The sequence below is a fragment of the Rhizobacter sp. P2_G4 genome (assembly GCF_056403575.1).
This window is the reverse complement of record NZ_JBFUFG010000003.1, coordinates 161,099-184,987: the sequence shown is the minus strand read 5'-3', so window position 1 is coordinate 184,987 and position 23,889 is coordinate 161,099. Positions and strand designations below refer to the sequence as shown.

The window sequence follows — 23,889 nt, the reverse complement described above, 5'->3', positions numbered from 1 at the left end:
GGTCAGAAGTGGCGCGAGACCGATACGAAGAACTTGTTGCCGTCGGTGGCGCGCTGCTTGTCGCCGTCCTGTGCGATGTACAGCTCCTTGACGCGCGTGTTCGTGGTCACCCAGTCGGCGTTCCAGTCGAAGCCCCAGCGCTTGTGAGTGACGCCGACGCGGAAGTCGGAGAAGTTCGCCTCGCGGAAGTTCGCGATCTTCTGGTAGCCGCCGTGCAGGTTCAGTGTGGTCGTCGGCGTGAGGTTGAACTTGTAGTCGAGGTCGAAGAGCCAGCTGCCGCGCGAGCCATGGTCACCGCGTGAGTAGCACTCCAGCCCCTGCGTCGGGTCGGCCATCAGCAACAGCATGGTTCCGCAGACGCCGCCAGTGTCTGCGCCGCGGTAGGTCTTGGAGATGACGTTGAGGATGCGGCCTTCGAGCGCGCCGTAGCTGATCTCGGCCACGGCGAAGGTGCTGTCGTACTTGGTGGTCTTGAAGTCCGTCGGCGTGAAGGTGTTGAAGTCGAAGCCGTGCGGCGCTTCGAATTTGGCGCCCGGGAACAACTCGGTCGCGATGCCCGCGCCGAAGTGCCAGCCCTCCGGGTCGCCGAAGCGGTAGCCGCCCGCCAGCAAGACGCCCAGCCCGTCGCCATCGAGAAACTGCTTCTTGCTCACCGACGCGAATTCGGCCAGCGCGATGAGGCCGGTCTCGTGCGCTGCCTGCACGCTGAGCTTCACGCCCGGCTTGTTCAGCGAATCGGAGATGCCGCGTGTTCGCTGGTCCGACGTGACCTTGATTTCGGTGTCGATGGCGAAGCTCGCGGTCTCGGCGGCGAGCGCCGGTGCGGCGATGCCGGCCAGCAGCGTGAAGACGGCAAGCGAGATGGGGCGTAGCAAAGGCATGAGTCTCTCCGTGAAGGGTGGTTGGACGGGATCAGGGTTTGCAGGCCGGTGCCGCCGGAACGGCAGCCACACGCTTGAGTTGTTCGGTCTGGCCGAGCACCTCCACGCCAACGAAGGCGCGGATGTACAGGTCACCCGACTTCACGCGGATGACGGACTTGTATTTCTTCTTGTCGCGCGGGTCGTAGGCCCAGCCGTCGCGCCACGCGTCGTTGTCATAGCGTTCGAGCCGGGCGATCTGCACGCCGCAGGTGTCGGCCGGCGTGCCGGCGTCCTTGTCCCAGACGATGCGCCCGCACAGCGCGCCCGGTGCATCGCCGCAGGGCTTGAACTCGATCACCGCGTCGCTCTGCGCGGTCATCCACAAGCCCTTGGCGTCATCGGGCCCGGCGGCAAAGGCCGGGGCGCAAGACAGGGCTGCAGTCAACATCAGGCCGGTTTGAATCTTCATGGTGCGGCGCCTTTTCTGTGTTGCGACAAGGACGGTGACAAGGGTCATCGATTCAGTAGTCATGGCTAGTATATAGTCATGACTACCGTCTTGCGACGCCGAGTTTCCCCGGACAATCCCGAATGCCGCTCTCCCTTTCCCCGATGCCCTCGACCCGCAAGCACCAGCCTTCCCTGGCGACCAAGAAGCAGCCCGCGCAGCAGCGCGCGACCGAGACTTTCGAGCGCATCCTCGAAGTGACGGCGCAGACGCTGGCCGACGTCGGTATCGAGCGCTTGTCGACCAACTTGGTCTGCGAACGCGCGGGGCTCTCGCCACCGGCGCTGTACCGCTACTTCCCGAACAAATACGCGTTGCTGTCGGAGCTCGGCAAGCGCCTGATGCAGCGGCAGAACGAACGTGTGGACCACTGGATCACGCTCGATGTCTTCAGCGGCGGGGTCGAGAGCGTGGAGCGCGCGGTCGAGGGGTTGATCATCGACACCTACAAGGTCACGGTGGACACCGTGGGTGGCGTGTGGATCATGCGTGCGCTGCGTGCGGTGCCCGCGCTGCAGCAGGTGCGGCTGGCCTCGCACGCGGCCGTCACGCACGAGCAGGCCATGCTGCTGGCCAAGGCCCTGCCGGAGGCGAACGCTGCCGAGCTGAAGCTCGTGAGCCGCATCGTGGTGGAGCTGATCTACGCGACGGTCGAGATGATCTTCGACGAGCCGCTCGACGTGAAGGCCGTGGCGCGAACCGTGGCGGGCATGTTGACCAGCCACCTCACACGCATCAGGCCGGAGGCTGCCACGCCGAGCAAGCGCGCAGCGAGCACGCCCAAACCCCGCCGCTGATCGCCTGCGGCGACCCGCTCCCCACACGCATCGGGAATGCCGATGGAGTGGCTGCATTGCGCCGCAGCGAGCTGGCCTGCGGAACTGAAACACATCGTGAGCGCTGAATCACGTCACCGGCGTGCAGCCACGCGGTGTGCCACGGGCGTGGCATCACGATCGCACACGGTCGAACACACACATCCACTGCACTCCCTTACCGATCTGCACAGAAAGGTTACGCGGACGGGCACGTTCCATCGCGAAGATGACGCCGCTCTGAACAGGTTCTGAAAACCAGAAGTCGCGCTCGGCGGTCATGAGCCCCGATTGCGCGTCAGCCCGTTCATTGCGATGAACCATTAATCGATGTCGAACAAAGGGAGACCACGGTGGAACTGGACTTGCAGCAGACGATGAACAGAGTGGCGGCGCTCAGCCTTGCAACAACGCTGGCCGCATGCGGCGGCAGCCAGCAAGCGGGAGATGACAGCGCGGCGGGTGCCGAAACAGCGCAGGCGACAACCGGCGCCACCGTGTGCTTCTTCGAGCACATCAACTACCAAGGGCAAAGCTTCTGCGCCAGCGCCGACACCGCCTGGATCGGCTCGCAGTGGAACGACCGCGTCTCCTCCGTCAAGGTGCCCACCGGCTACAAGGTTCAGCTGTTCCAGCACAGCAACTACGGCGGCCGCTCGCTGAGCCTCAGTGCCGACACGGCCACCCTGGTGCCGTCGGGCTTCAATGACTTTGCTTCATCGCTGAAGATCACCGCGCCGGTGGCGCCCCCGCCTCCACCGCCGCCCGCCGGCACATCGCCGATCGGCAGCATCCAGGTGGCGCAGTCGATGCTGTTCAACAGCGACGACAGCGCGCTGGTGCTGGTCGCCGGCAAGGCCGCGCTGGTGAAAGTCAACGTGACCAGCTCGACGGCAGGCGCCACCAAGCCCAGCGCCACGCTGCGCGTTGCAAACAGCAACGGCGGCGCGACGGTCGACCTGTTGCTCACACCACCGACCGCCAGCCTGCCAAGCACCGTGCCCCAGGTGCCGAGCTTCACCGATTCGTACACCGTGATGGTGCCGGCCGAACTGGTGAAGGCCGGGCTCACCCTGACCGCACAGGTCGGCAGCAACCCAGCAACGACGATAACCCCACGCGTGGGCGGCGGCGTGCCGATGAAGCTGGTTCCGATCTCGATCCAGATCGCCGGCGTGGCAGGCAAGCTGCCCGTGAGCCAAGGCGCCCACGTGCAGGCGCTGTTCCCGGTCTCGAGCGTGGCCGTGCAGTCGCATGCCACCTACGTGTCGAGCCGCGTCACGACACTGCCCACCACCGATGCCGGGTGGAGCGATGCCTTCGGCAAGGTGCTGGGCGAGCTGGCCGACCTGCACACGATGGAAGGCGCTGCCAAGCACGACCACTACTTCGGCTTCATCCCGAAGCGCACCTGGGGGCTGGCCGGCCTGGCCTACCTGCGCGGCAACGCAGGCGTCGGCTTCGACATGCCCGACCAGCCGACCACCGTGCGCGACGTGGTGGCGCATGAGCTGGGCCACAACTTCTCGCTGCCGCATGCGGCTTGCGGTGGCGCAGGCAACCCGGACCCGAACTACCCGTACCCCGATGCCAACCTCGGTAAGCCGGGCCGCTACGTGTGGCCGTTCCTCGCGGACTCGAACAGCTTCTACGACCCGCGCCCGACCGATCGCCACGACATCATGAGCTACTGCGGCGGCCAGGTCTTCTCCGACTACAACTACCGGCAGATGCAGATCTACCTGACGCCCGCCGACAAGCTGGTGCTGACCGAGAGCGCCGCGTCGGCAACACCGGCCACGCCGCAAGACCTGCTGCTGATCAGCGGCGAGATCGGTGCGACGAGTGCCGAACTGAACCCGGTGAAGTCGCTTCTGGGCACGGCCAACATTCCGGAAGCCGGGGCCTACACGCTGCGCATCGTGACCGCAACGAGCACCATCGACTACCCATTCGCACCACGCGTGCTGGACCACAACGCCACTCTGCAGCACTTCGGCTTCACGATCCCGAACCCGGGTGCGATCCAGAGCATCACCATCCTGCAGAACGGCAAGACCTTGCTGAACACTCAGGCCAAGGCGGCAAGCCTCGAACGTGCGCAGTCGGCCACCACGCCGCAGGTGCAGATTCAAGAAGCTGCTGGCAGCGCGCGCTTGAGCTGGGATGCCACGCGGCACCCCTACCTCACGGTCACCTGGGTCGGCAGCGGCCAGCGCCGCACGCTGGCGCAAGACCTGCGCGGCGGCAGCGCAACCTTGTCGACGGCCGACCTGCCGGCCGGCGGCAGCTTCGAGCTGGTGTTGTCCGACGGGCTGAACCCGGTGCGCAGCACGCACAACCGGTAATCCCACCGGCGATGTGAGCAGACGGGTTCGCCCGTCTGCTCAGGTCGGCCAGTCCAGCTTGCGTGCGGACTCGATGAGAAAGTCGATCAGCAGGCGCACCTTCGGCGACAGGTGTTTGCGCGTCGGGTAGACGGCGTAGATGCCCAGTGCGAGCGACAGGTATTCCGGCAGCACCTGCACCAGCGCGCCTGATTTCAGATCGCCGCCGACCAGGAACGAGGGCTGAAGAATGATGCCCTGGTGCTGCAGCGCCACCGCTCGGCAGGTGTCGCCGCTGTTCGTGTGAAGCGAGGGCGAGACCTTGACCGAGACAGGGCCCTCCGGGCCGTCGAACTCCCAGGTGTCGCCCCACGATGCGAGCGTGTAGCCCAGCACGGTGTGGTCGACGAGCTCTCTCGGGTGCTTCGGCGTGCCGTGCTTCTTGAGGTAGGCCGGCGACGCACACACCACGATGCGTGTCAGCGCGATCTTGCGGCTGATGAGCGACGAACTTGGCAGCCGTGCGATGCGCACCGCCATGTCGAAGCCCTCTTCCACCAGGTCGACAACACGGTCAGACAACGTGACCTCGAGCCTCACCTTCGGGTGACGCGTCATGAACTCGGCCCACAGGGGCGCCAAGTGCAGGATGCCAAAGCTCAGCGGAGCGCTGACCTTCAGCAGCCCCGAGGCCTCGCCAGCGCGTGAGGTGATCTCGGCCTCGGCTTCGTCGACGTTGGAGAGCAGTTCCTTGCAGCGCGCATGAAAAGTGGCGCCCTCCTCCGTCAGCGAGAGCTTGCGCGTCGTGCGGTGCAACAGCCTCACGCCGAGGCGCGCTTCGAGGTCTTGCACGTAGCGCGTCACCGCCGCCTTGGACATCTCGATCGCGTTCGACGCGCCGATGAAGCTGCCGGCGTCGACCACCGCGGCGAAGACCCGCATCTCCTGGAACTTGTCCATTTGTTTCACTTCAAGGAACAGTTGATCCCATTGAAGCATGTTTATCTCGTGGCGAACAACTTCTAAATTCCTTCCATGCCGTAGCGACTCCGCAGCGGCCCACTCCAGAAGGATTCGACATGAAGGTTCTCGTCATCGGCGCCGGCAACATGGGCTCGGCATTCGTCAAGCAACTCCACACTGCCGGCCACCACGTCAGCGTCACGGCGCGCGACAGCGCCAAGGCTTCGGCACTTGCCGAGCAATACAAGGGCGTGCGCGCCATCACGGCCGCCAACGCTGCGAACGACGCCGAGGCCATCGTCGTCGCGACTGCGGCAGGGGATGCCGCTGCGGCACTGACGGCCGTGGGTGCGCTCACCGGCAAGGTGGTGATCGATATCTCCAACCCGCTCACCGCCGACTACATGGGCCTGACCCTCGGGCACAGCACGTCGGCAAGTGAAGAACTGGCCAAGGCCGTGCCGGGTGCCGAGGTGGTGAAGGCCTTCAACACCGTGTTCGCACAGGTGCTGGCGGGTGGTGCCGACTTCGGCAACGGCCGCAAGGTCAGCGTCTTCGTCGCTTCGGACAGCGCACACGCCAAGCAAACCGCCATCACATTGGCCACGAGCATGGGCTTCGAGACCATCGATGCAGGTGGCCTGAAGAACGCGCGCTACCTGGAGCCGCTGGGTGGGTTGAACGTCTACTTCGGCTACGGTGCCGGTCTGGGCACGGCCATCGCGCCGACCTGGATCCACAAGGCCTGAGGCACGACGATCTGACGTACGACGACCAGGGCGGCGGCCTCACATCGATGAGGCCGCCTGCTCAGAGCCACCGCCACACGCGCTCAAGCCACGCGGGAACACGGGGGGCGGGACGGTAGTTCTGGCGGCGGTAGCTGTTCATGGGGCTTCCTTATCGGATACTGTGCATTTATACAGTATCCAGGAAGCCCCCGCAAGAAGGATCAGCTCAGCCCGGCCTTGTCGAGCCCGAACGCAGCGTCACTGGAACCCGGCACGGTCTTGAAGCCGACGTTGAGGCGGTTCCACGCGTTGATCGTCATCACAGCGAAGGTGAGGTCCGAGATTTCTTTGTCCGATAGCTGCGTGCGCACGCGGTCGTAGACGTCGTCGGGCACGCCGTGTTCCGGCAGCTTGGTCAGCGCCTCGGTCCACGCCAGCGCAGCGCGCTCGCGCGGGCTGAACAGGGTCGACTCGCGCCACACCGCCACGTGGTGAAGGCGCAGTTCCCGCTCGCCGTGCATCTTGGCCTGCTTCACGTGCATGTCGAGGCAGAAACCGCAGCCGTTGATCTGCGAGGCGCGGATGTCGACGAGGTCGAGCGTCTTCTCCTCGATCGAGCCGGCTTTCGACAGCATGCTGAACTCGACGAACTTCTTGAACAGCACCGGTGATTGCTGCAGGGGGTTGAGGCGCTGGGTCATGGCGTTTCCTTGTTGCGTGAGTTTTTGACGAACACGCCGATCGACGTGTCGGAACGAATCGGGACCTGCCAGGTCATCCTAGGCATGCGCAGGTGGCTGCGCTGTAGCCTTCATGACACTGTCGAGCCGATCCCATGCAAACAAGACGTTCGACGACACTCGTTTGTGACGTCGCGGCGAGCAGAAAGCCGAGCCCGCACAGCGTTGACTGACTTCAGCTCCCGAACAGTTCCGTCAGGCGAGCCAGCTTGTCCGGGTTGCGCTGCACGTGGATGCGCACGATCCGCTCGCCGTCCGTCTCGAACGATTGCGCCGACTCCAGCGCACCCTCGATGAAGCGCAGCAAACCCCACTGGCCGTTGATGTTGACCAGCTGAACGCGCACTGCATCACCGTAGCGCCGGTTCGCGGCGAAGAACAGCTGCGCGATGCGCTGCCCGCCCACCAGCGGTTTCGGGAAGGTCGTGACCTTGCCACCGCCATCGCCGATCAGCTCCGCACCGTCGGCCAGCATCGATCTCAATGCAGCGAAGTCACCACCCGTCATGGCCTGCGCAAAGCTGCTCAGCAGGCGGTGATGGGTTTCGGGCGGCACGACGTAGCGCGGCTGCTCTTCGCGCAACTGAGCCTTGGCGCGATGCACGAGCTGGCGGCAGGCCGCCTCGCTCTTGCCGATCGTCCGCGCCACCTCGTCGTAGTCGGCGTCGAAGACCTCGCGCAGCAGGAACGCCGCGCGCGCCTCCGGAGACAGTCGCTCCAGCAGCAAGAGGAACGCGAGCGACAGCTGGTCGGCGCGCTCCAGCATCTGTTCAGGCGAGGCTGGTGTGTCCGTCAGCACGGGCTCGGGCAGCCACATGCCGACGTAGTGCTCGCGCTGTACCTTGGCCGCACGAAGCCGGTCGATCGACAGGCGCGTGGTGGTGGTGACGAGCCAGGCCTCGGCGCTCTCGAGCGTGTCCTTCGCAGCCTCGTTCCAGCGCATCCACACGTCTTGCACCAGCTCTTCGGCTTCAGCCATCGAAGCGAGCATGCGATAGGCAATGCCCTGCAGGCGCGGGCGAAGGCGGTTGAAGGTGCGGGTCGAATCGTCCATGTGGCTGGCCGGGTGGCTGCAAAGTGAATGAGGTCTGCGATGGTGCAGCAAGCACCGTCTCGCCCGACCTTCTTCTTCAGTGCAACTCCCAACGAGCCGCCACACGACGAAAAAGGCGAGCGAGACGCCTCACCCCTCTAGACGTTTGAGGCCTTCGTTTTGTGACACGGGGGACGTGGATCACACCCCAGAGCTCAAGCGAATCGGCAGATTCGCGCCCGGCCATGCAGGCGGGCCAGCACGCCGACCCGCGTACCACGCAGGTCGGCGTTCAATATCTCTACAGGCTTACTTGACGGTTTCCTTGGCGGCTTCCTTGGCGTTCTCGCCATGGTGCTTGGCCTTGGCCTTGTGCACCTTGGCCTTCGCCTTGTGCACCGTCTTCTCTGGCTGGGACGACGCCATGGCCTTGGTGTTCTCCACACCCTGCTTGGTCGTCTCGGCCGTAGCCTTGCCAGCCTCCTTGACAGCGGTGCCCGCCTGAGCAAAAGCAACATTTGCAAGAACCAGCGCGGCAACAGCAGCAATCAGTTTTTTCATCTCATCTCTCCATATGTTTCGAAGTTGCCGCATGCCTTGCGCGAATTTCGAACCGGCAAGCGACGTGCCGTGATTCTTCCCTGCCGGTGCACAAAGCAAGAGTCAGCGCCCAGGTGATGCGTGTGTAGGAGTTCGTCCCGTCATGGATACGGGCGGTGCAATGCCGAACGCCACAGCCTCACTTGATGCAGTCGCGCAAGCAACCAGTGTTGCGCACATCAGGTCGTGGGTCGAACACAAAGCCATCGCGGTTGGGCATCTTCAGTTCGGTGAGCGTCTTCGCGCTGACGACCGCGTCTTCGGGCAGCAGGCCGTTGAGATGCAGCACATAGCCCGACACCGCGTACACGTCTTCGTTCGACAGCGACTGTGGCGCGTTCAAGGGCATGGCGCGCCGCACATAGTCGAACAGCGTCGTCGCATACGGCCAGTAGCTGCCCACGGTGCGAACCGGCGTCGGCGTGGCGAGCGTGCCCTGCCCGCCTGCGAGCTTGTCGCCCAGGCTGCCACCTTCGCCGCGCGCGCCATGGCAGGCAGCGCACTGGTTGGCAAAGACCTCGCGCCCACGCAGCACGCTGCCTTGACCGGCGGGCAGGTTGCGTCCGTCGGGCGAGACATCGAGGTTCCACGCCGCCACCTGCGCCGGCGTGGCCCCATGGCCGATGCCGTAACGCGACTGCGCCGAAGCAGGTGCGCAGAGCGCGCCCATCGACAGCGCGAAGGCGATGCTCCCCACGCGCAAGCAGGCTTGCATGCGATCACGCGTTGCCATTGGTCACCTCGCCGTCGGCCGCGATGCGCCAGGGCTGCACCGAGTTGTTGTGGTACAGCGAGTTGTCGCCTCGCTCGCCGAGCAGCTGGCTGAACACAGGCTGCACATAACCGGTCTCGTCGACCGCGCGGCTCTGGATCACGGCCGGCTGGCCATCCCACCGCCACGCGTGCCGGAAGCGCGTCAGCGCGCGTGACAGCACCGGCTCTTGCAAGCTCGATGGCGCCCAGTTCCTGCCGCCGTCGACCGACACATCGACGCGCGCGATCTTGCCGTGCCCGCTCCAGGCCAGCCCGCGGATTTCGACGAACCCGGGGCTCGGGACGCGTTGCCCGCCCGAAGGCGAGGTGATGATCGACTTGGCCTCCATGTAGAACGTGAACTGCCGCGCACGACCGTCGGGCATGAGGTCGGTGTACTTCGAGGTCTCTTCGCGCGAGTGCACTGGCGCGTCGAGCACATGCAGGCGGCGCAGCCACTTCACGCTCATGTTGCCTTCATAACCCGGCAGCAGCAGGCGGATCGGGTAGCCTTGCTCGGGCCGCAGCCGCTCGCCGTTCTGGCTGTAGACGACTAGCGCATCCTCGAGGCACTTCTCGATGGGGATGCTGCGCGTCATGCCGGCCGCATCGGCACCTTCGGCAACCACCCATTTCGCCGAGGGCAACAGCCCGGCTTCATCGAGCAGCGTTTTCAGCGCCACGCCGGTCCATTCGGCGCAGCTCACCAAGCCCATCAGGTCGGAGGCGGTCTTGCCGTACGGCTTCTTGTAGCTGGGGTTGCCCGAGCATTCGAGAAAGTGGATGCGCGACTCCGATGGAAAGCGCCGCAACTCGTCCACCGTGAAGAGCAGCGGTGTCTTCACCAGCCCGTGCAGCATCAGCCGGTGCTGCGCCGGGTCGATGGCCGGCACGCCACCGTGGTGCCGCTCATAGAACAGCCCGCTCGGCGTGATGATGCCGTCGAGCTCGCCCAGTGGCGTGCGGCTCGACGCCGAGATGTATTGCGGCAGGTTCGGGTTGACGTTGCGGATCGCCTTGCGCTCGAACGGCGATGGCTCGCCATACAGCTTGCCACCCACCGGTGCACCGGGTGCCTTCATCGACTCGGGCACCGGCAGCGCGCTCTCGGCTTGCGGCACCGCGGTCTGTGCGAGTGCTGGTGCGCTGCCTGCAGCCGCACCGATCAGCGCAGTCGTCGAGCGCAGAAAGCGCCGGCGCGGGTTGGGCGATTCGGCCACAGGCGATTCATTCGTTTCGCGAGACATCACAAGCTTTCATGGACATGGAACGGGACCGCGAACGTAGCCCACCGATGTCGCCGAACCAAGCAACCGAATCGCATGTGCATATCCGGTTTGTGCGCGTGACGCTCGTGTCGTGAAGCTCGCGATCAATCACATAAGCAAACGCGAAATGCTCAGTTCACAGCGTTGACACGCACTTCTATGGTCTCGACCTCATCGCAACTTTTGCGCAGTTCTTGTCGAGATCACCATGAACCTGAAACACTGGCTTCGCTTCGGCTCGCTCATCGCCCTGCTCACCGCGTCCACGCTCGCGCTGGCACAAACACCTGCGGCGATCCGCATCGGCGTGGCCACCGGCGGTGTCGGCACACCGCCTCGCACCGGCAGCTCGACCGTCGGCCTCGTCAATGCACAGGGCTTGCTGGAGCAGGAGTTCGCGAAGGACGGCATCAAGGTCGAGTGGATCTACTTCAAGGGCGCCGGCCCCGCCGTCAACGAAGCACTCGTCAACAAGCAGCTCGACTTCGCGTGGCAAGGCGACCTGCCCTCCATCGTGCACCGCGCCGGTGGCGTGAAGACCCGCATCATCGTCGGCAGCGGCGTGCGCAATGGCCTGTACCTCGGCGTGCCACCCGACTCCACCATCACGAAACTCGAAGACCTGAAAGGCAAGCGCGTTGCGGTCTTCAAGGGCACCAACCTGCACCTCGCGGCGGTGCGCGCACTCGCCGACAAAGGCATCAAGGAGAGCGACCTCAAGCTGATCAACCTCGACACCGCCGCGGCCCAGGCCGCGCTCACCACCAAGGACATCGATGCGGCCTTCGGCTACGTCGAGCTCTTCATGCTGCGCGAGAAGGGGTCGGCCAAGGTCGGCTGGTCGGCCGCTCAGGATTCGTTCCGCTACACGCGCCAGACGGCCCTGCTCGTCAGCGACGAGTTCGCGACGCGGCAGCCGCAGATCGTGCAGCGTGTGGTCGACACGGTGGTGAAGACCGCGCGCGCCTATTCCGATGAGTCACAGCGCGGCGAGCTGTTCGCGCAGTGGGGCAAGGCCGAATATCCGGAGAGGTTCTGGCGTGAAGACTTCGTCGGCCAGCCGCTGCGCGTGCGCCTGTCGCCGCTGCTCGACCCCTTCCTCGTCGCACGCTACAAGGATGCGGCGGCCGAGGCCTTCACCCTGAAGCTGATCCGCAGCAAGCCCGAGATCGACACCTGGTTCGACCCGCGCTTCGTGAACGCAGCGCTGAAGTCGCAGAAGCTCGAAGGCTACTGGCCCGAATACGCGGCCGATGGCAAGCTGGTCGGCAGCAACGTGGCGGCCGCACGATGAGCGAACGGCACTTCACCCGCCGCCGCGCCTTGCAGCTGGTGGCCGCAGGCGCAACCGGGTCGGCCGTGGGCCTGCCCGCGTTCGCTGCGACGGACCCGGCCGCGCGCACCATCCGCATCGGCGTGGCGCAGCCGGCCATCGGCAGCCCACCCGGCTTCGGCGGCAGCTCGATCGCCATCGCGCACGCCAAGGGCTGGTTCGAAGAGGAGTTCAAGGCCGACGGCATCCAGGTCGAGTGGTTCTTCTTCAAGGGCGCCGGCCCTGCCGTCAACGAGGCGCTGACCAACAACCAACTCGACTTCACCGTGCAGGGCGACCTGCCAGCCATCATCGCCAGGTCTGCCGGGCTGAAGACGCGGCTGGTGGTGGCCAACGGCGTGCGCTCCAACATCTACATCGGCGTGCCGCCCGATTCGCCGCTGAAGACCGTGGCCGACCTGCGCGGCAAGCGCGTCTCGCTGTTCCGCGGCACCAACATGCACCTGCCGGCGCTGCGCCTGCTGGAGGCACACGGCCTGACCGAGAAGGACCTCAAGATCCTCAACCTCGACACCGCCGGCTACCTCACCGCCTTGTCGACCAAAGACATCGACGCTGCGATCGGCTCGATGGACATCCTGCGGCTGCGCGACAAGGGCCAGGTGCGGGTGCTGTATTCGAGCAAGAACGACTCGCCGATCTTCACGCGGCAAGGCCACGTTCTGGTGACCGACCGCTTTGCCGAAGCCAACCCGCAGCTGGTGCAGCGTGTTGTCAACGTGGCGGTGCACACCGCGAAATGGGCCTCCGACGAAGCCAACCGCGAAGAGGTGCTGCGCCTGTGGGCGCGTGCCGGCACGCCCTTCGAGCACTGGAAGGAAGACTACGCCGGCGAGCCGCTTCGCGTGCGGCTTAACCCGAACTTCGACCCCTTCCTCGTCGGCCGCTACAAGGACGCGATCGAGCAGGCCCAGCGCTTCAAGCTCAGCCGCGCCCGCTTCGACGCGACGCCTTGGATCGATACGCGCTACCTGCAAGCCGCTTTGCGCGAGCAGAAGCTCGAGAACTTCTGGCCGATCTACCAGGCCAACGGCAAGATCCTCGGAGCCTGACGATGAAGCGAGACCTGCTCATCACTGCCGACGGCATCGCACCGCCTTCTCTTGGGACAACCTCGCTTGCGCCACACCCGCAAGCGAGCCAGGCGGCAACTCTTCGCACGACTCAAGCGACGCCTTGGCCACACCTCCGAGACTGGCTGCTGGGCTGGCCCTTGCCGCTGACGGTACTCGCCGTGTGGGCACTGGCCGCGCACTTCGAATGGGTTGCACCGCAGGTGCTGCCCGCGCCTGAAGCGGTCGCCCTCACCTTCAAGGATTCAGTGCTGAGCGGCGAGCTCTGGGCCAACCTGCAGATCAGCCTGCTGCGCGTGCTGGCCGGCTTCTCGGTCGGCCTGGTGGGCGGGCTCACGCTGGGCGTGGCGATGGGCTTGTCGCCCACGTTCAAGGACTACGTTTACCCCACCTTCAAGGCCTTCGCGCAGGTGCCGGTGCTCGGCTGGCTGCCGCTGCTGATGCTGCTGGTGGGCATCGACGAGGCGCTGAAGATCATCCTCATCAGCAAGGCCGCGCTGGTGCCGATCACGCTCAACACCTACAAGGGCATCCAGGGCGTGCCCACGCGCTACATCGAGGTGGCGCGAGCGCTCGAGTTCACGCGCTGGCAGATGCTGTCGAAGGTGGTGTTCCCTGCCGCGCTGGCCCCCATCTGGAACGGCGTGCGCTATGGCCTCACGCATGCATGGCTGGCCTTGGTGGTGGTGGAGCTGCTCGCCAGCAGCGAGGGCCTGGGCTACATGATCGTCTACGGCCGCCAGCTGTTCCAGCTCGACGTGGTGCTCGCCGCGGTGGTCGTCGTCGGTGCCGTCGGCTATGCGCTCGACAAACTGCTGGCACTCGCCGAGCGGCGCCTGCTCGGCTGGCGCAAGGAGGCCTTCTGATGGCCACCACATTCGTGCCCAAGCCGCTGCGCGGCACATTCATACCCAAGCCGCTGCGCGGCTTCGTGATCCCGGTGCTCATCGTCGTCACCTGGTGGGCGGCGGCGCGCTTCGGCTGGTCGAGCTCACCGCTGCTGGTTGCGCCCGCCAAGGTCTGGCTGACGGCTGTCGAGCAGGTGACGAGCGGCCATGTGTTCTGGGCGCTCGCAGCAAGCCTGCGGCGCGACCTGATCGGCTTTGCGATCGGCGCCTTCGGTGGGCTGGCCTTCGGTGCCGCACTCGGTGCCTCCCGGCTGTTCGAGAAGCTGGCCGGGCCGAGCTTTCACACGCTGAAGCAGATTTCGCTGTTCGCGTGGATTCCGCTGCTGTCGGTGTGGTTCGGCTTGGGCGACGCAGCCAAGGTGGCATTCCTGTCGCTGGCTGCGTTCTTCCCGGTGGTGCTCAACACCTTCGAAGGCATTCGCAGCGTGCCGGCTGACCTGCTCGAGGTGGCACGTGTGCTCAAGTTCAACCGCGTGCAGACCTGGGCCAAGGTGATCCTGCCGGCCGCTTCGCCGTCGATCTTCGCGGGCATTCACCTCGGGCTCATCTACGCGTGGCTCGCCACGCTGGGCGCGGAGTACCTGCTGGTCTCGGGCGAAGGCATCGGCAACACCATGGTCGACGGCCGCGAGCACTTCCTGATGGACCTGGTGCTGTTCGGCGTGATCGTGGTGGGCGTCGTCGGCTTTTCACTCAACTGGGTCGCCAGTCGCATCGAAGCGCGCGCGCTGGCCTGGCGCGGCCGCTCCGTCGCGCAGTTCTGAATCTCTTTTCACGCGAATCAAGAGGACACACCCCATGGCCCATGCCGGCACATTGCAGATCGACCACCTGAGCAAGCAGTACGAGGTGAAGGGCGAAGCCCTGCCCGTGCTCAACGACATCACGCTCACCGTCAACCCGGGCGAGTTCGTCAGCATCGTGGGCAGCAGCGGCTGCGGCAAGTCGACGCTGCTGCGCCTGATCGTCGGGCTCGAAGACAACTACCAGGGCGAGGTGCGGCTCGATGGCCAGCGCATCGTCGGCACCAGCCTGAACCGCGGCATCGTGTTCCAGGAGCACCGGCTCTTCCCGTGGCTCACGGTGTCGCAGAACATCGCACTCGGCCTGCTGAATGCCAAGCTGGGCGAAGACGAGAAGGCGGCCTCGGTGCGCGAGCACATCGAGCTGGTCGGCCTGGGTGGATTCGAAGCGGCCTACCCGCACCAGCTCTCGGGCGGCATGTCGCAACGCGTGGCGATTGCCCGCGCGCTCGTCAACCGGCCTGAAGTGCTACTGCTCGACGAACCCTTCGGCGCGCTGGACGCACTGACGCGCGCTCACTTGCAGCAGGAGCTGCACCGCATCTGGCAAGCCGAGGGCATCACGATGATCCTCGTGACGCATGACGTCGAAGAAGCGGTGTACCTCGGCGACAAGGTGGTCGTGATGGAGCCGAGGCCGGGCCGCATCCGCCGCATCGTGCCGGTGGAGCTGGCGCACCCGCGCGACCGCGTCGGCCTGCCGTTCTCGCGCATCAAGGAAGACGTGCTCGCCGAGTTCGCCGGTGAAGCCGAAGCCGCGGCGAACGCCCGCCACGCCAGCCGCGACGATTTCGACAACGAACGCGCGGGCATCCGGTTCCCCTTGCCCGCCGGGCTGCGCTTCGCCCTTTGACGCCTTTTTGACGCCCCTCCTGACACACGCACCTCACCCCACGAAAGAGCCCACCATGTCCGACAAGAAACTGCGCCTCGGCGCCTTCATCATGGCCACCGGCCACCATGTGGCCGCCTGGCGGCACCCCGGTTCGCAGGTCGACTCGGGTGTCAACATCGACCACTACATCGAGGTGGCGCAAACCGCCGAGCGCGGCCTCTTCGACCAGGTGTTCGTGGCCGACAGTCCGGGCGTGCAGCACCGCGGGGACGACGAGTCGCTGAGCCGGCAAGGCCGTGTCTCGCATTTCGAGCCGGTGACGCTGTGGGCCGCGTTGTCGGCGGTGACGAAGCACATCGGCTTCGTCGCCACCGCGTCGACGACTTACGAAGACCCGTATCTGCTGGCGCGCAAGTTCGCGTCGCTCGACCACCTCAGCAAGGGCCGTGCGGCGTGGAACGTGGTGACGACTGCCGCCGAGAACGTGTTCGGCAACTTCGGCCTGGAGGCCCACCCTGACCCCGCGCTGCGCTACGAGCGCGCGCATGAATTCGTGGAGGTGGTGAAGGGCCTGTGGGACAGCTATGACGACGACGCGTTCTCGCGCGACGCCGCTTCGGGGGTCTACTTCGACCCCAAGAAGCTGCACGCGCTGAACCACGTCGGCAAGCACTTCAAGGTGAAGGGTCCGCTGAACATCGAGCGTTCGCCGCAAGGCCACCCGGTGATCGTGCAGGCCGGCTCGTCGGAAGACGGCAAGGAGCTCGCTGCCGCCACCGCCGAGGCCATCTTCACCGCCTGGACCAGCGAGGCCGAGGCCCGCAACTTCTACGCGGACGTGAAGGGCCGCATGGCGAAGTACGGCCGCCGCCCCGAGCAGCTGCTGGTGCTGCCTGGCATCTCGCCGGTGATCGGCCGCACCGAGGCCGAGGCCAAGGCCAAGTGGGCCGAGTTGCAGAAGCTGATCCACCCCTCGGTGGGCCTCAACACCATCGCGCAGTTCTGGCCGAACGACGACCTGCGGCGCTGGGACCTGGATGCGCCGCCGCCCTACTACCCCGAGCCGCCGAAAGGCATCAACAGCCGTGCCCATGTGGTGATCGAACTCGCGCGCCGCGAGAAGCTCACCGTGCGCCAGCTCTACGAGTACCTCGCCGGTGCGCGCGGCCACTGGGTCGTGATCGGCACGCCGAAGACCATCGCCGACCAGATGCAGTCGTGGTTCGAGAACGGCGCGGCCGATGGCTTCAACGTGATGCCGCCGGTGCTGCCGCAGTCGCTCAACGAGTTCGTCGACCTGGTGGTGCCGGAGCTGCAACGCCGCGGCCTGTTCCGCACTGCTTACGAAGGCAAGACCTTGCGCGAGAACCTCGGCCTGGAGCGCCCCGCCAGCCGCTATGCAAGCGCGCCTGCCGCGCGTGCCGCCTGACCACCCAACGGGAAACACCATGACCACCACCTTGGATGAACCCACCCGCACGGTTGCTGAACCGCCAGCGGCCCGAACATCGCCACCGCACTGGGCCGTTCACGACCTCGACGCAGCCCTCGGCGCCGTGGTCACCGACCTGGACGCCCGCCAGCCGCTGCGCGCCGACCAGGCCCTGGCGCTGAAGAAGGCGCTGCGCGACCGCCACATCCTGCTGTTGCGCGGGCAGCAGCTCGACGACGCGCAGTTCCTGCGCCTGGCCCGCAGCTTCGGCGATGTGTTCCAGCCGCCCCAAGATGTGCCGGTGCTGGCCTCCGACCCGTACGGCGGCAACACACCGGCCATCGTGAAGGTGTCCAACGTCGAGAACGGCGTGCTGGGGAATCACGAGCTGAGCGCACATTCCGATCACCACTGGACGCCGGTGCCGTCGTCGGGCTCGTTGCTTTACGCATTGGAGGTTCCGCAGTCGGGGGGCGACACCACCTGGATCAACCTGGCCGCGGCCTACAACGCGCTCGACGCCGCCACCAAGCTTCTGATCGACGGCCTTCAGCTCATCACCTACAACCCCTTCCTGCGCCGGCTCAAGCCGCTGGCGTCGGGTGTCTTCCCGCGCTACCGCACGCCTGACATCGAGCCCCTGACCCCGTTCGAAGCGCACCCGCTGGTGCGCACGCATCCCGACTCGGGCCGCAAGATCCTCTACCTCGACGAGTCCACCGAAGTCGAGGTAGTTGGCGTGCCGCCATCGCAAGGCGCCGACCTGGTCGAGCGGCTGCGCGCGCACCTGCTGCAACCCCGCTTTGCCTACACGCACCGCTGGCAGGTGGGCGACATCGTTTACTGGGACAACCAGGCCACGCTGCATTCGCGCAGCGCGTTCGATGCTGCAGACCGGCGCGTGCTCAAGCGCATCAGCCTGTCTGGCAGCCGGCCGTTCTGAGCGGCGGCGCAAGCCGCAAACATCAATCAACACCTTGAAGGAGTCTGTGATGAGCGCTGTCCTGAACCAACCGGCCGACACGGCCGAACTTGATCTCGTGCCCTTGTCCGGCCGCATCGGCGCCGAGGTGCACGGCCTGCGCCTCTCGGGCCGGCTGTCTGCGTCGACCTTCGCGTCAATCAAGCAGGCGCTGTACCAGAACAAGGTGCTCTTCTTCCGCGGCCAGCAGCACCTGGACGATGCCGAGCAGCAGGCCTTCGGCCGACTCTGGGGCGAGCTGGTCGAGCACCCGACCGTGCCATCGAAAGACGGCACGCAGATCCTCGAGCTCGATTCGCGCCACGGCGGGCGAGCGAATTCGTGGCACACCGACGTGACCTTCGAGGTCGACTATCCGCAGGTGTCGATCTTGCGGGCGGTGACCATCCCACCACGCGGCGGTGACACGGTGTGGGCCAACACCGCGGCCGCCTACGACGAGCTGACGCCGGCACTCAAGACCTTGGCCGAGAACCTGTGGGCCGTGCACGGTAACGACTACGACTACGCCGCCACCCGCGTCACGCCCGACAACCATGGTGCCAAGCACTACCGGGAGGTCTTCACCTCGCGCCTCGTCCAGGCCGAGCACCCGCTGGTGCGCGTTCATCCCGAGACCGGTGAATGCACGCTGGTGTCGGGCCACTTCATCAAGAACTTCATCGGCTACAACACGCAAGACAGCGACCACCTGCTGACGATCTTCCAGAACCACATCACGCGGCACGAGAACACCGTGCGCTGGCGCTGGGCCGCTGGCGACGTGGCGATCTGGGACAACCGCGCCACGCAGCACTACGCCATCAACGACTACGGCGACGAGCACCGCGTGATGCGCCGCATCACCGTCGCTGGCGACGTGCCGGTGTCAGTGGACGGCCAGCGCAGCCGCGTGCGTGTCGACCAACCTAGGACCTCGGCATGACAGCCGGCCTCGCCACGGTGGCCGCGCCCGACGTGCGGCTCGACCACGACACCGCCGCCCTGGCCGCCACCTACGACCGCGTTGGATTCCGACAGTTCGAGCACGGCAAGCAGCTGGTGGCCTTGCTCAACCTGAAGAAAGGCGACCGTGTGCTCGACGTCGGCTGTGGAACCGGCCTGCTCGGCGCCTGGGTGGCCGATCAGGTGGGCGACCGCGGCGAGGTGATCGGCATCGACCCGCTGCCGCTGCGCGTCGTGATTGCCGCGCGCAAGCACACCCGCCTGCACACCAAGGTCGGCCGCGCGGAAGACCTGTCCGAATTTGCCGACGAGAGCTTCGACGCGGTTTACCTCAACAGCGTCTTCCATTGGGTGCCCGACCAGCCCAAGGCACTGGCCGAGGCGCTGCGCGTGTTGCGGCCCGGTGGACGCATTGCGCTCAACAGCGCCGATGCGCTGCGGCCGCACGACTCGAACGTGCTGCTGCGCCAGGCACTCGACGAGGTGGGCCTGCGCAGCGTAGGCCAACCAGCCGGCGCACACAATCACCGCGTGGATGCCGCCCGCCTGGCCGAGCTACTGGCGCAGGCCGGTTTCAGCGGCATCGAGGTGGCCTCGCACACCTTCGTCGACCAGCTGCAAGACGTGGACGAGCTGATTGCCTGGAGCCGCAGCAGCTCGTTCGGCAACTGGCTCAGCGACTTCGAGCCCGACCAACGCGGGCGGGTGCGCGACCGGCTGGCCGAGCTGCTGGAACTTCGGAGGCGGGGCGCCACCATTCCCCTGCAGCGGCACCTGGTGTTCGCGAGCGCACGGCGCCATCGGCCCAGCGCTTAAGCCCACACACAAGCCCATAGGCGCTGAGCGAGAAAGCACAGCAGGTTTTCGTTCTTCCCATGCGGTGGCCAGGCTGCCTAGACTGCAGCTTTGCCTCGCATGACAGCATGAGCCTTGCCCTGCACGACACCGCGGCTCGCACCGCGCCCGCGTCGACGATCGAAATCCGCCGCTTCGACGCGCCCGTCGGCGCCGAAGTGATCGGCCTCGACCTTCATCGGCCGCTGCCCGATGCCGATTTCTCGCGCATCCACCGCGCCCACCTCGACCACCACGTGCTGGTGTTCCGCGACCAACGCATCACCCCGCAGCAGCAGATCGACTTCAGCCGCCGCTTCGGGCCGCTGCAGATCCACGTGCTGCACCAGTTTTTGCTGGCGGGTCACCCGGAGATCCTGGTCGTCTCCAACATCGTCGAGAACGGCAAGCCAATCGGCCTGGGCGATGCCGGCCACTACTGGCACTCGGACCTGTCGTACAAGGAGAAGCCCAGTCTCGGTTCGCTGCTACACGCGCAAGAGTTGCCTGAAGAGGGCGGCGACACCCTATTCGCCAACATGCATCTCGCGTGGGACACCCTGCCCGACGTGCTGAGGCGCCAGGTGAGCGGCCTGCGCGCCGAGCACTCGTACCTCGCCAAATACGAAGAGCTGCGCGCGCGCAGCCCGTGGCGGCCCAAGCTCAGCGACGAACAGGTGGCGCAGGTGAAGCCGGTGGAGCAGCCGGTCGTGCGCACGCACCCCGAGACCGGCCGCAAGGCCCTGTTCGTCAGCGAGCATTTCACGACCCGCATCGTCGGCCTGCCCGAAGATGAAAGCCGCGACCTGCTGGCCCAGCTGTTTGCCCACAGCGTGAAACCCGAGCACCTGTACCGCCACCAATGGCAACCACACGACATGGTGTTCTGGGACAACCGCTCGCTGATGCACCTGGCCGCCGGCTGCCCCGACCACATGCGCCGCCGCCTGAACCGCACCACGATCGAAGGCGACCTGCCCTTCTGATCCCTGACACCTCATCCTTGAACCCGGAGTTCCGCATGTTTCCCCGTTTGAATGGCCGCCCGTGCCGCGGCCTCGCTGCCCTGGGCATGGCCTTGATTTCCCTGACGGCCCTGCCCGCCCGCGCCGAGGGCCAGCTGCGCATTGCCGAGCAGTTCGGCATCGTGTACCTGCTGCTCAACGTGGCACAAGACCAAGGCCTGATAGAGAAACAGGGCAAGGCCCAGGGCATCGACATCAAGGTCGAGTTCGTCAAGCTCTCGGGCGGCGCTGCCGTCAACGAGGCGCTGCTGTCGGGTTCCATCGACGTGGGCGGCGCCGGCGTCGGCCCCTTGCTCACGCTGTGGGACCGCACGGTGGGCAAGCAGAACGTGCGCGGCATCGCGTCGCTCGGCAACTTCCCGTACTACCTGACCAGCATCAACCCAGCCGTCAAGACGATTGCCGACTTCAGCGACAAGGACCGCATTGCGCTGCCCGCGGTAGGTGTGTCGGTGCAATCGCGCATCCTGCAGCTCGCCTCGGCGCGGCAGTGGGGCGATGCGCAGTACAACAAGCTCGACAAGCTGCAGGTGGCCGTGCCGCACCCCGAGGCCACGGCGGCTATCGTCAAGGGCGGCACCGAGATCACCGCGCACTTCGGCAATCCGCCGTTCCAGGAACAAGGACTCGCCGGCAACCCCAACGCGCACATCGTTCTCAGCAGCTACCAGGTGCTGGGCGGCCCGGCCTCGGCCACCGTGCTCTACGCCACCGAGAAGTATCGCCGCGACAACCCGAAGACCTACAAGGCCTTCGTCGATGCGCTGGCCGAAGCGGCGAAGCTTGTGAAGGCCGACCCCGAGAAGGCGGCCGACATCTTCATCCGCACCAACAAGTCGGGCATCGACCGCGCGCTGCTGCTGAAGATCATCAAGAACCCCGAGGTCGAGTTCAAGCTCGCACCGCAGAACACCTTCGCACTGGCCGAGTTCATGCACCGAGTGGGCGCGATCAAGAACAAGCCGACACGTGCGCTCGACTACTTCTTCGACGACGCGCAGAACACCGCGGCCAACTGAGATGAATGCCGCCGCCACTGCTCTGTTGCGCGAGTCCGACGCTGGCAGCGCCACGCCCGCGCCGCGCGGCACGGCCACGTCCATTGCACCAGCACTTCACAGCCATGCGCTGCTGCAGGTCGACGGCGTGACGCTGGAGTACGCCACGCAAGACCGCGTGGTGCGCGCCACGCACCGCGTGAGCTTCGACGTGCACCGCGCCGACCGCTTCGTGCTGCTCGGCGCCTCGGGCTGCGGCAAGTCGTCTCTGCTGAAAGCCATCGCCGGCTTTCTGCCGCTGCGAGAAGGCGAGATCCGACTCGACGGCCAAGCCGTGCGCGAACCGGGGCCCGATCGCATCGTCGTGTTCCAGGAGTTCGACCAATTGCCGCCATGGAAGACGGTGATCGCGAACGTGGCTTTCCCGCTGCTGGCCGCGCGCCGCTGCAGCAAGAAAGAGGCTCGCGAGCGGGCCTTCGATGCACTTGCCAAGGTCGGCCTGGCGGACTTTGCGAACGCTTATCCGCATGAATTGTCGGGCGGCATGAAGCAGCGCGTGGCCATCGCACGTGCACTCGCCATGCAACCCAAGGTGCTGCTGATGGACGAGCCGTTTGCCGCGCTGGATGCGCTCACGCGCCGGCGCATGCAGGAAGAGCTGCTCGCACTGTGGGACGACGTGCGCTTCACACTGCTCTTCGTCACACACTCGATCGAAGAGGCGCTGGTGGTCGGCAACCGCATCCTCGTGTTGTCACCGCGGCCTGGCCGTGTGCGGGCTGAACTGAACGCGCACAACTTCGGGCTGCACAGCCTGGGCGGTGCAGACTTCCAGGCGCAAGCCCAGCGCATCCACGGCCTGCTGTTCGATGAGCCTGCGCAGGGGACGGCGCCATGACGGCCGCGAACCCACCCGTTCGCCCCGAGTACGAGCGCACGCTCGAACCGCTGGCCGACGCGCCGCCCGAACGCCTGCTGCCTTGGCCGCAACGCCTGTGGCAACACGCCGCCTTGCGCAAGACCGTGATCGTGGCGCTGCTCGCGCTGCTGTGGGAAGTGGCCGCGCGTCTCGCAGACAATGAACTGCTGTTGCCCACCTTCACCCAGTCGGCACAGGCCTTCATCGCGGGCGTGGCGAGCGGCGAGCTGATCGACAAGGCGGCTGTCTCGCTCTCCATGCTTTTGCAGGGTTACGCGCTAGGCATCGTGGCGGCCTTTGCATTGACGTCGCTGGCGGCATCCACCCGTATCGGGCGAGACCTGTTGTCGACGCTGACATCCATGTTCAACCCGCTGCCGGCCATCGCTCTGCTGCCGCTGGCCCTGCTGTGGTTCGGCCTCGGCAAGGCGAGCCTGCTGTTCGTGCTCGTGCATTCGGTGCTGTGGCCGCTCGCCCTGGCCACCTACGCCGGCTTCCAGGGTGTGCCGGAGACGCTGCGCATGGCCGGGCGCAACTACGGCCTGCGTGGGTTGCGCTACGTGGTCGCCATCCTCGTGCCGTCGGCGCTGCCGGCGATCCTGTCTGGCCTGCGCATCGGCTGGGCATTCGCCTGGCGCACGCTGATCGCGGCCGAGCTGTTCTTCGGCGCATCGTCCGGCAAGGGTGGTTTGGGCTGGTACATCTTCCAGAACCGCAACGAGCTCTACACCGACAAGGTGTTCGCCGGCCTCGCCAGCGTCATCCTGATCGGGCTGCTGGTCGAGAGCCTGGGCTTCGACACACTCGAGCGCCTGACAGTGCGGCGATGGGGTGTGCAGCGCTGAAGGGTTTGTGTGCGGCCGTGTCGAGTCTCATGGCAGCGTCTGCGGGAGGTTGCGTTCTGCCGCAGTCAAGTGACGCTTCGTCCCCTGCGGCGTCCATGCGCTCGGGTGTATTACCGCCATACATCGGATGCTGGCGGTCGCCGGCGCCGGGCGAGCTCACGCTGACTGCCAACAAGCTGTCCTTCACTCCTGCGTTCCCTCGCTGGCCCGAGCGACAGCAATGAACGCACAGCGGTCTCTGGAACCCTCAACGCCAGTAGGTCGATCGGGTTACCTCTTGAATGACTGCTGTTCCTCGCAGTCAACTGGAGCTCTCGGACCCTAAGCGGCCAGGCACCTGTTTCAGCAAAATGTCG

The 23,889-nt window shown here is 66.0% G+C and carries 25 protein-coding genes; 16 read left to right on the top strand and 9 right to left on the bottom strand.

Features of this window, described 5'->3' with window-relative positions; genetic code table 11:
• Positions 1-2: 2 nt before the first annotated feature.
• Both AC1DYS_RS13770 and AC1DYS_RS13765 read right to left on the bottom strand, forming a co-directional pair.
• The gene (locus AC1DYS_RS13770) at positions 3-881 is read right to left on the bottom strand and encodes a TorF family putative porin (protein ID WP_477899977.1); all 879 of its coding nucleotides are present in this window, start codon (positions 879-881) and stop codon (positions 3-5) included.
• A 31-nt stretch (positions 882-912) separates the two neighbouring features.
• A complete protein-coding gene (locus tag AC1DYS_RS13765) occupies positions 913-1,332 on the bottom strand; it encodes a DUF2147 domain-containing protein (RefSeq protein ID WP_477899975.1) in 420 nt (139 codons plus the stop codon).
• 143 nt (positions 1,333-1,475) lie between these two features.
• On the opposite strand from AC1DYS_RS13765, the gene AC1DYS_RS13760 reads away from it, so the two are divergent.
• Entirely contained in the window at positions 1,476-2,168 is a 693-nt protein-coding gene (locus AC1DYS_RS13760) for a TetR/AcrR family transcriptional regulator (protein ID WP_477899973.1), read from the top strand.
• 153 nt (positions 2,169-2,321) lie between these two features.
• Here AC1DYS_RS13760 and AC1DYS_RS13755 read toward each other — a convergent pair whose 3' ends face one another.
• Entirely contained in the window at positions 2,322-2,468 is a 147-nt protein-coding gene (locus AC1DYS_RS13755; RefSeq protein ID WP_477899971.1) for a hypothetical protein, read from the bottom strand.
• A 71-nt stretch (positions 2,469-2,539) separates the two neighbouring features.
• On the opposite strand from AC1DYS_RS13755, the gene AC1DYS_RS13750 reads away from it, so the two are divergent.
• Positions 2,540-4,534 (top strand): peptidase inhibitor family I36 protein, encoded by a 1,995-nt coding sequence (locus AC1DYS_RS13750; protein WP_477899969.1) that lies wholly within the window; start codon positions 2,540-2,542, stop codon positions 4,532-4,534.
• A 39-nt stretch (positions 4,535-4,573) separates the two neighbouring features.
• On the opposite strand, the gene AC1DYS_RS13745 is transcribed toward AC1DYS_RS13750, so the two are convergent.
• Positions 4,574-5,473 (bottom strand): LysR family transcriptional regulator, encoded by a 900-nt coding sequence (locus AC1DYS_RS13745; RefSeq protein WP_477899967.1) that lies wholly within the window; start codon positions 5,471-5,473, stop codon positions 4,574-4,576.
• Positions 5,474-5,592: 119 nt separating this feature from the next.
• On the opposite strand from AC1DYS_RS13745, the gene AC1DYS_RS13740 reads away from it, so the two are divergent.
• Positions 5,593-6,225, top strand: coding sequence for an NADPH-dependent F420 reductase (locus AC1DYS_RS13740; RefSeq protein ID WP_477899965.1), 633 nt, complete (start codon positions 5,593-5,595; stop codon positions 6,223-6,225).
• A 203-nt stretch (positions 6,226-6,428) separates the two neighbouring features.
• On the opposite strand, the gene AC1DYS_RS13735 is transcribed toward AC1DYS_RS13740, so the two are convergent.
• The 5 genes from AC1DYS_RS13735 to soxC all read right to left on the bottom strand — a co-directional run bounded on the left by AC1DYS_RS13735 (position 6,429) and on the right by soxC (position 10,580).
• The gene (locus AC1DYS_RS13735) at positions 6,429-6,908 is read right to left on the bottom strand and encodes a carboxymuconolactone decarboxylase family protein (protein ID WP_477899963.1); all 480 of its coding nucleotides are present in this window, start codon (positions 6,906-6,908) and stop codon (positions 6,429-6,431) included.
• A gap of 214 nt (positions 6,909-7,122) precedes the next feature.
• Complete coding sequence (locus AC1DYS_RS13730) at positions 7,123-8,001, bottom strand: RNA polymerase sigma-70 factor (RefSeq protein WP_477899961.1); 879 nt, start codon at positions 7,999-8,001, stop codon at positions 7,123-7,125.
• Between the two features lie 288 nt (positions 8,002-8,289).
• Positions 8,290-8,541 (bottom strand): hypothetical protein, encoded by a 252-nt coding sequence (locus tag AC1DYS_RS13725; RefSeq protein ID WP_047495779.1) that lies wholly within the window; start codon positions 8,539-8,541, stop codon positions 8,290-8,292.
• 178 nt (positions 8,542-8,719) lie between these two features.
• Complete coding sequence (locus AC1DYS_RS13720; RefSeq protein ID WP_477899959.1) at positions 8,720-9,295, bottom strand: c-type cytochrome; 576 nt, start codon at positions 9,293-9,295, stop codon at positions 8,720-8,722.
• 4 nt (positions 9,296-9,299) lie between these two features.
• A complete protein-coding gene (soxC, locus tag AC1DYS_RS13715; protein WP_477899957.1) occupies positions 9,300-10,580 on the bottom strand; it encodes a sulfite dehydrogenase in 1,281 nt (426 codons plus the stop codon).
• Positions 10,581-10,809: 229 nt separating this feature from the next.
• Here soxC and AC1DYS_RS13710 point away from each other — a divergent pair, with 229 nt between their 5' ends.
• From AC1DYS_RS13710 to AC1DYS_RS13650, 13 genes are all read left to right on the top strand, one after another.
• Positions 10,810-11,895 (top strand): ABC transporter substrate-binding protein, encoded by a 1,086-nt coding sequence (locus tag AC1DYS_RS13710; protein WP_477899955.1) that lies wholly within the window; start codon positions 10,810-10,812, stop codon positions 11,893-11,895.
• Positions 11,892-12,986: an ABC transporter substrate-binding protein gene (locus tag AC1DYS_RS13705; RefSeq protein WP_477899953.1), complete on the top strand. Its 1,095-nt coding sequence runs from the start codon at positions 11,892-11,894 to the stop codon at positions 12,984-12,986. The genes AC1DYS_RS13710 and AC1DYS_RS13705 overlap by 4 nt, the downstream gene beginning before the upstream one ends.
• A 2-nt stretch (positions 12,987-12,988) precedes the next feature.
• Positions 12,989-13,873: an ABC transporter permease gene (locus AC1DYS_RS13700; protein ID WP_477899951.1), complete on the top strand. Its 885-nt coding sequence runs from the start codon at positions 12,989-12,991 to the stop codon at positions 13,871-13,873.
• Complete coding sequence (locus tag AC1DYS_RS13695; RefSeq protein WP_477899949.1) at positions 13,873-14,679, top strand: ABC transporter permease; 807 nt, start codon at positions 13,873-13,875, stop codon at positions 14,677-14,679. The genes AC1DYS_RS13700 and AC1DYS_RS13695 overlap by 1 nt, the downstream gene beginning before the upstream one ends.
• Before the next feature lie 34 nt (positions 14,680-14,713).
• Positions 14,714-15,571 carry an ABC transporter ATP-binding protein gene (locus tag AC1DYS_RS13690; RefSeq protein WP_477899947.1) on the top strand — a complete coding sequence of 286 codons (858 nt, stop codon included), beginning with the start codon at positions 14,714-14,716 and terminating at the stop codon, positions 15,569-15,571.
• Positions 15,572-15,626: 55 nt separating this feature from the next.
• Positions 15,627-16,982 carry an LLM class flavin-dependent oxidoreductase gene (locus AC1DYS_RS13685; RefSeq protein WP_477899945.1) on the top strand — a complete coding sequence of 452 codons (1,356 nt, stop codon included), beginning with the start codon at positions 15,627-15,629 and terminating at the stop codon, positions 16,980-16,982.
• 19 nt (positions 16,983-17,001) lie between these two features.
• Positions 17,002-17,928, top strand: a complete 927-nt coding sequence (locus AC1DYS_RS13680) for a TauD/TfdA dioxygenase family protein (RefSeq protein ID WP_477899943.1) — start codon at positions 17,002-17,004, stop codon at positions 17,926-17,928.
• A gap of 49 nt (positions 17,929-17,977) precedes the next feature.
• Complete coding sequence (locus AC1DYS_RS13675) at positions 17,978-18,892, top strand: TauD/TfdA dioxygenase family protein (RefSeq protein ID WP_477899941.1); 915 nt, start codon at positions 17,978-17,980, stop codon at positions 18,890-18,892.
• A complete protein-coding gene (locus AC1DYS_RS13670) occupies positions 18,889-19,728 on the top strand; it encodes a class I SAM-dependent methyltransferase (protein ID WP_477899939.1) in 840 nt (279 codons plus the stop codon). Before AC1DYS_RS13675 ends, AC1DYS_RS13670 begins: the two co-directional genes overlap by 4 nt.
• 107 nt (positions 19,729-19,835) lie before the next feature.
• Positions 19,836-20,732, top strand: a complete 897-nt coding sequence (locus AC1DYS_RS13665) for a TauD/TfdA dioxygenase family protein (protein WP_477899937.1) — start codon at positions 19,836-19,838, stop codon at positions 20,730-20,732.
• Positions 20,733-20,818: 86 nt separating this feature from the next.
• Positions 20,819-21,790 (top strand): ABC transporter substrate-binding protein, encoded by a 972-nt coding sequence (locus AC1DYS_RS13660; RefSeq protein WP_477900825.1) that lies wholly within the window; start codon positions 20,819-20,821, stop codon positions 21,788-21,790.
• Between the two features lies 1 nt (position 21,791).
• A complete protein-coding gene (locus AC1DYS_RS13655) occupies positions 21,792-22,667 on the top strand; it encodes an ABC transporter ATP-binding protein (RefSeq protein ID WP_477899935.1) in 876 nt (291 codons plus the stop codon).
• The gene (locus AC1DYS_RS13650) at positions 22,664-23,533 is read left to right on the top strand and encodes an ABC transporter permease (RefSeq protein WP_477899933.1); all 870 of its coding nucleotides are present in this window, start codon (positions 22,664-22,666) and stop codon (positions 23,531-23,533) included. Before AC1DYS_RS13655 ends, AC1DYS_RS13650 begins: the two co-directional genes overlap by 4 nt.
• Positions 23,534-23,889: the final 356 nt, after the last annotated feature.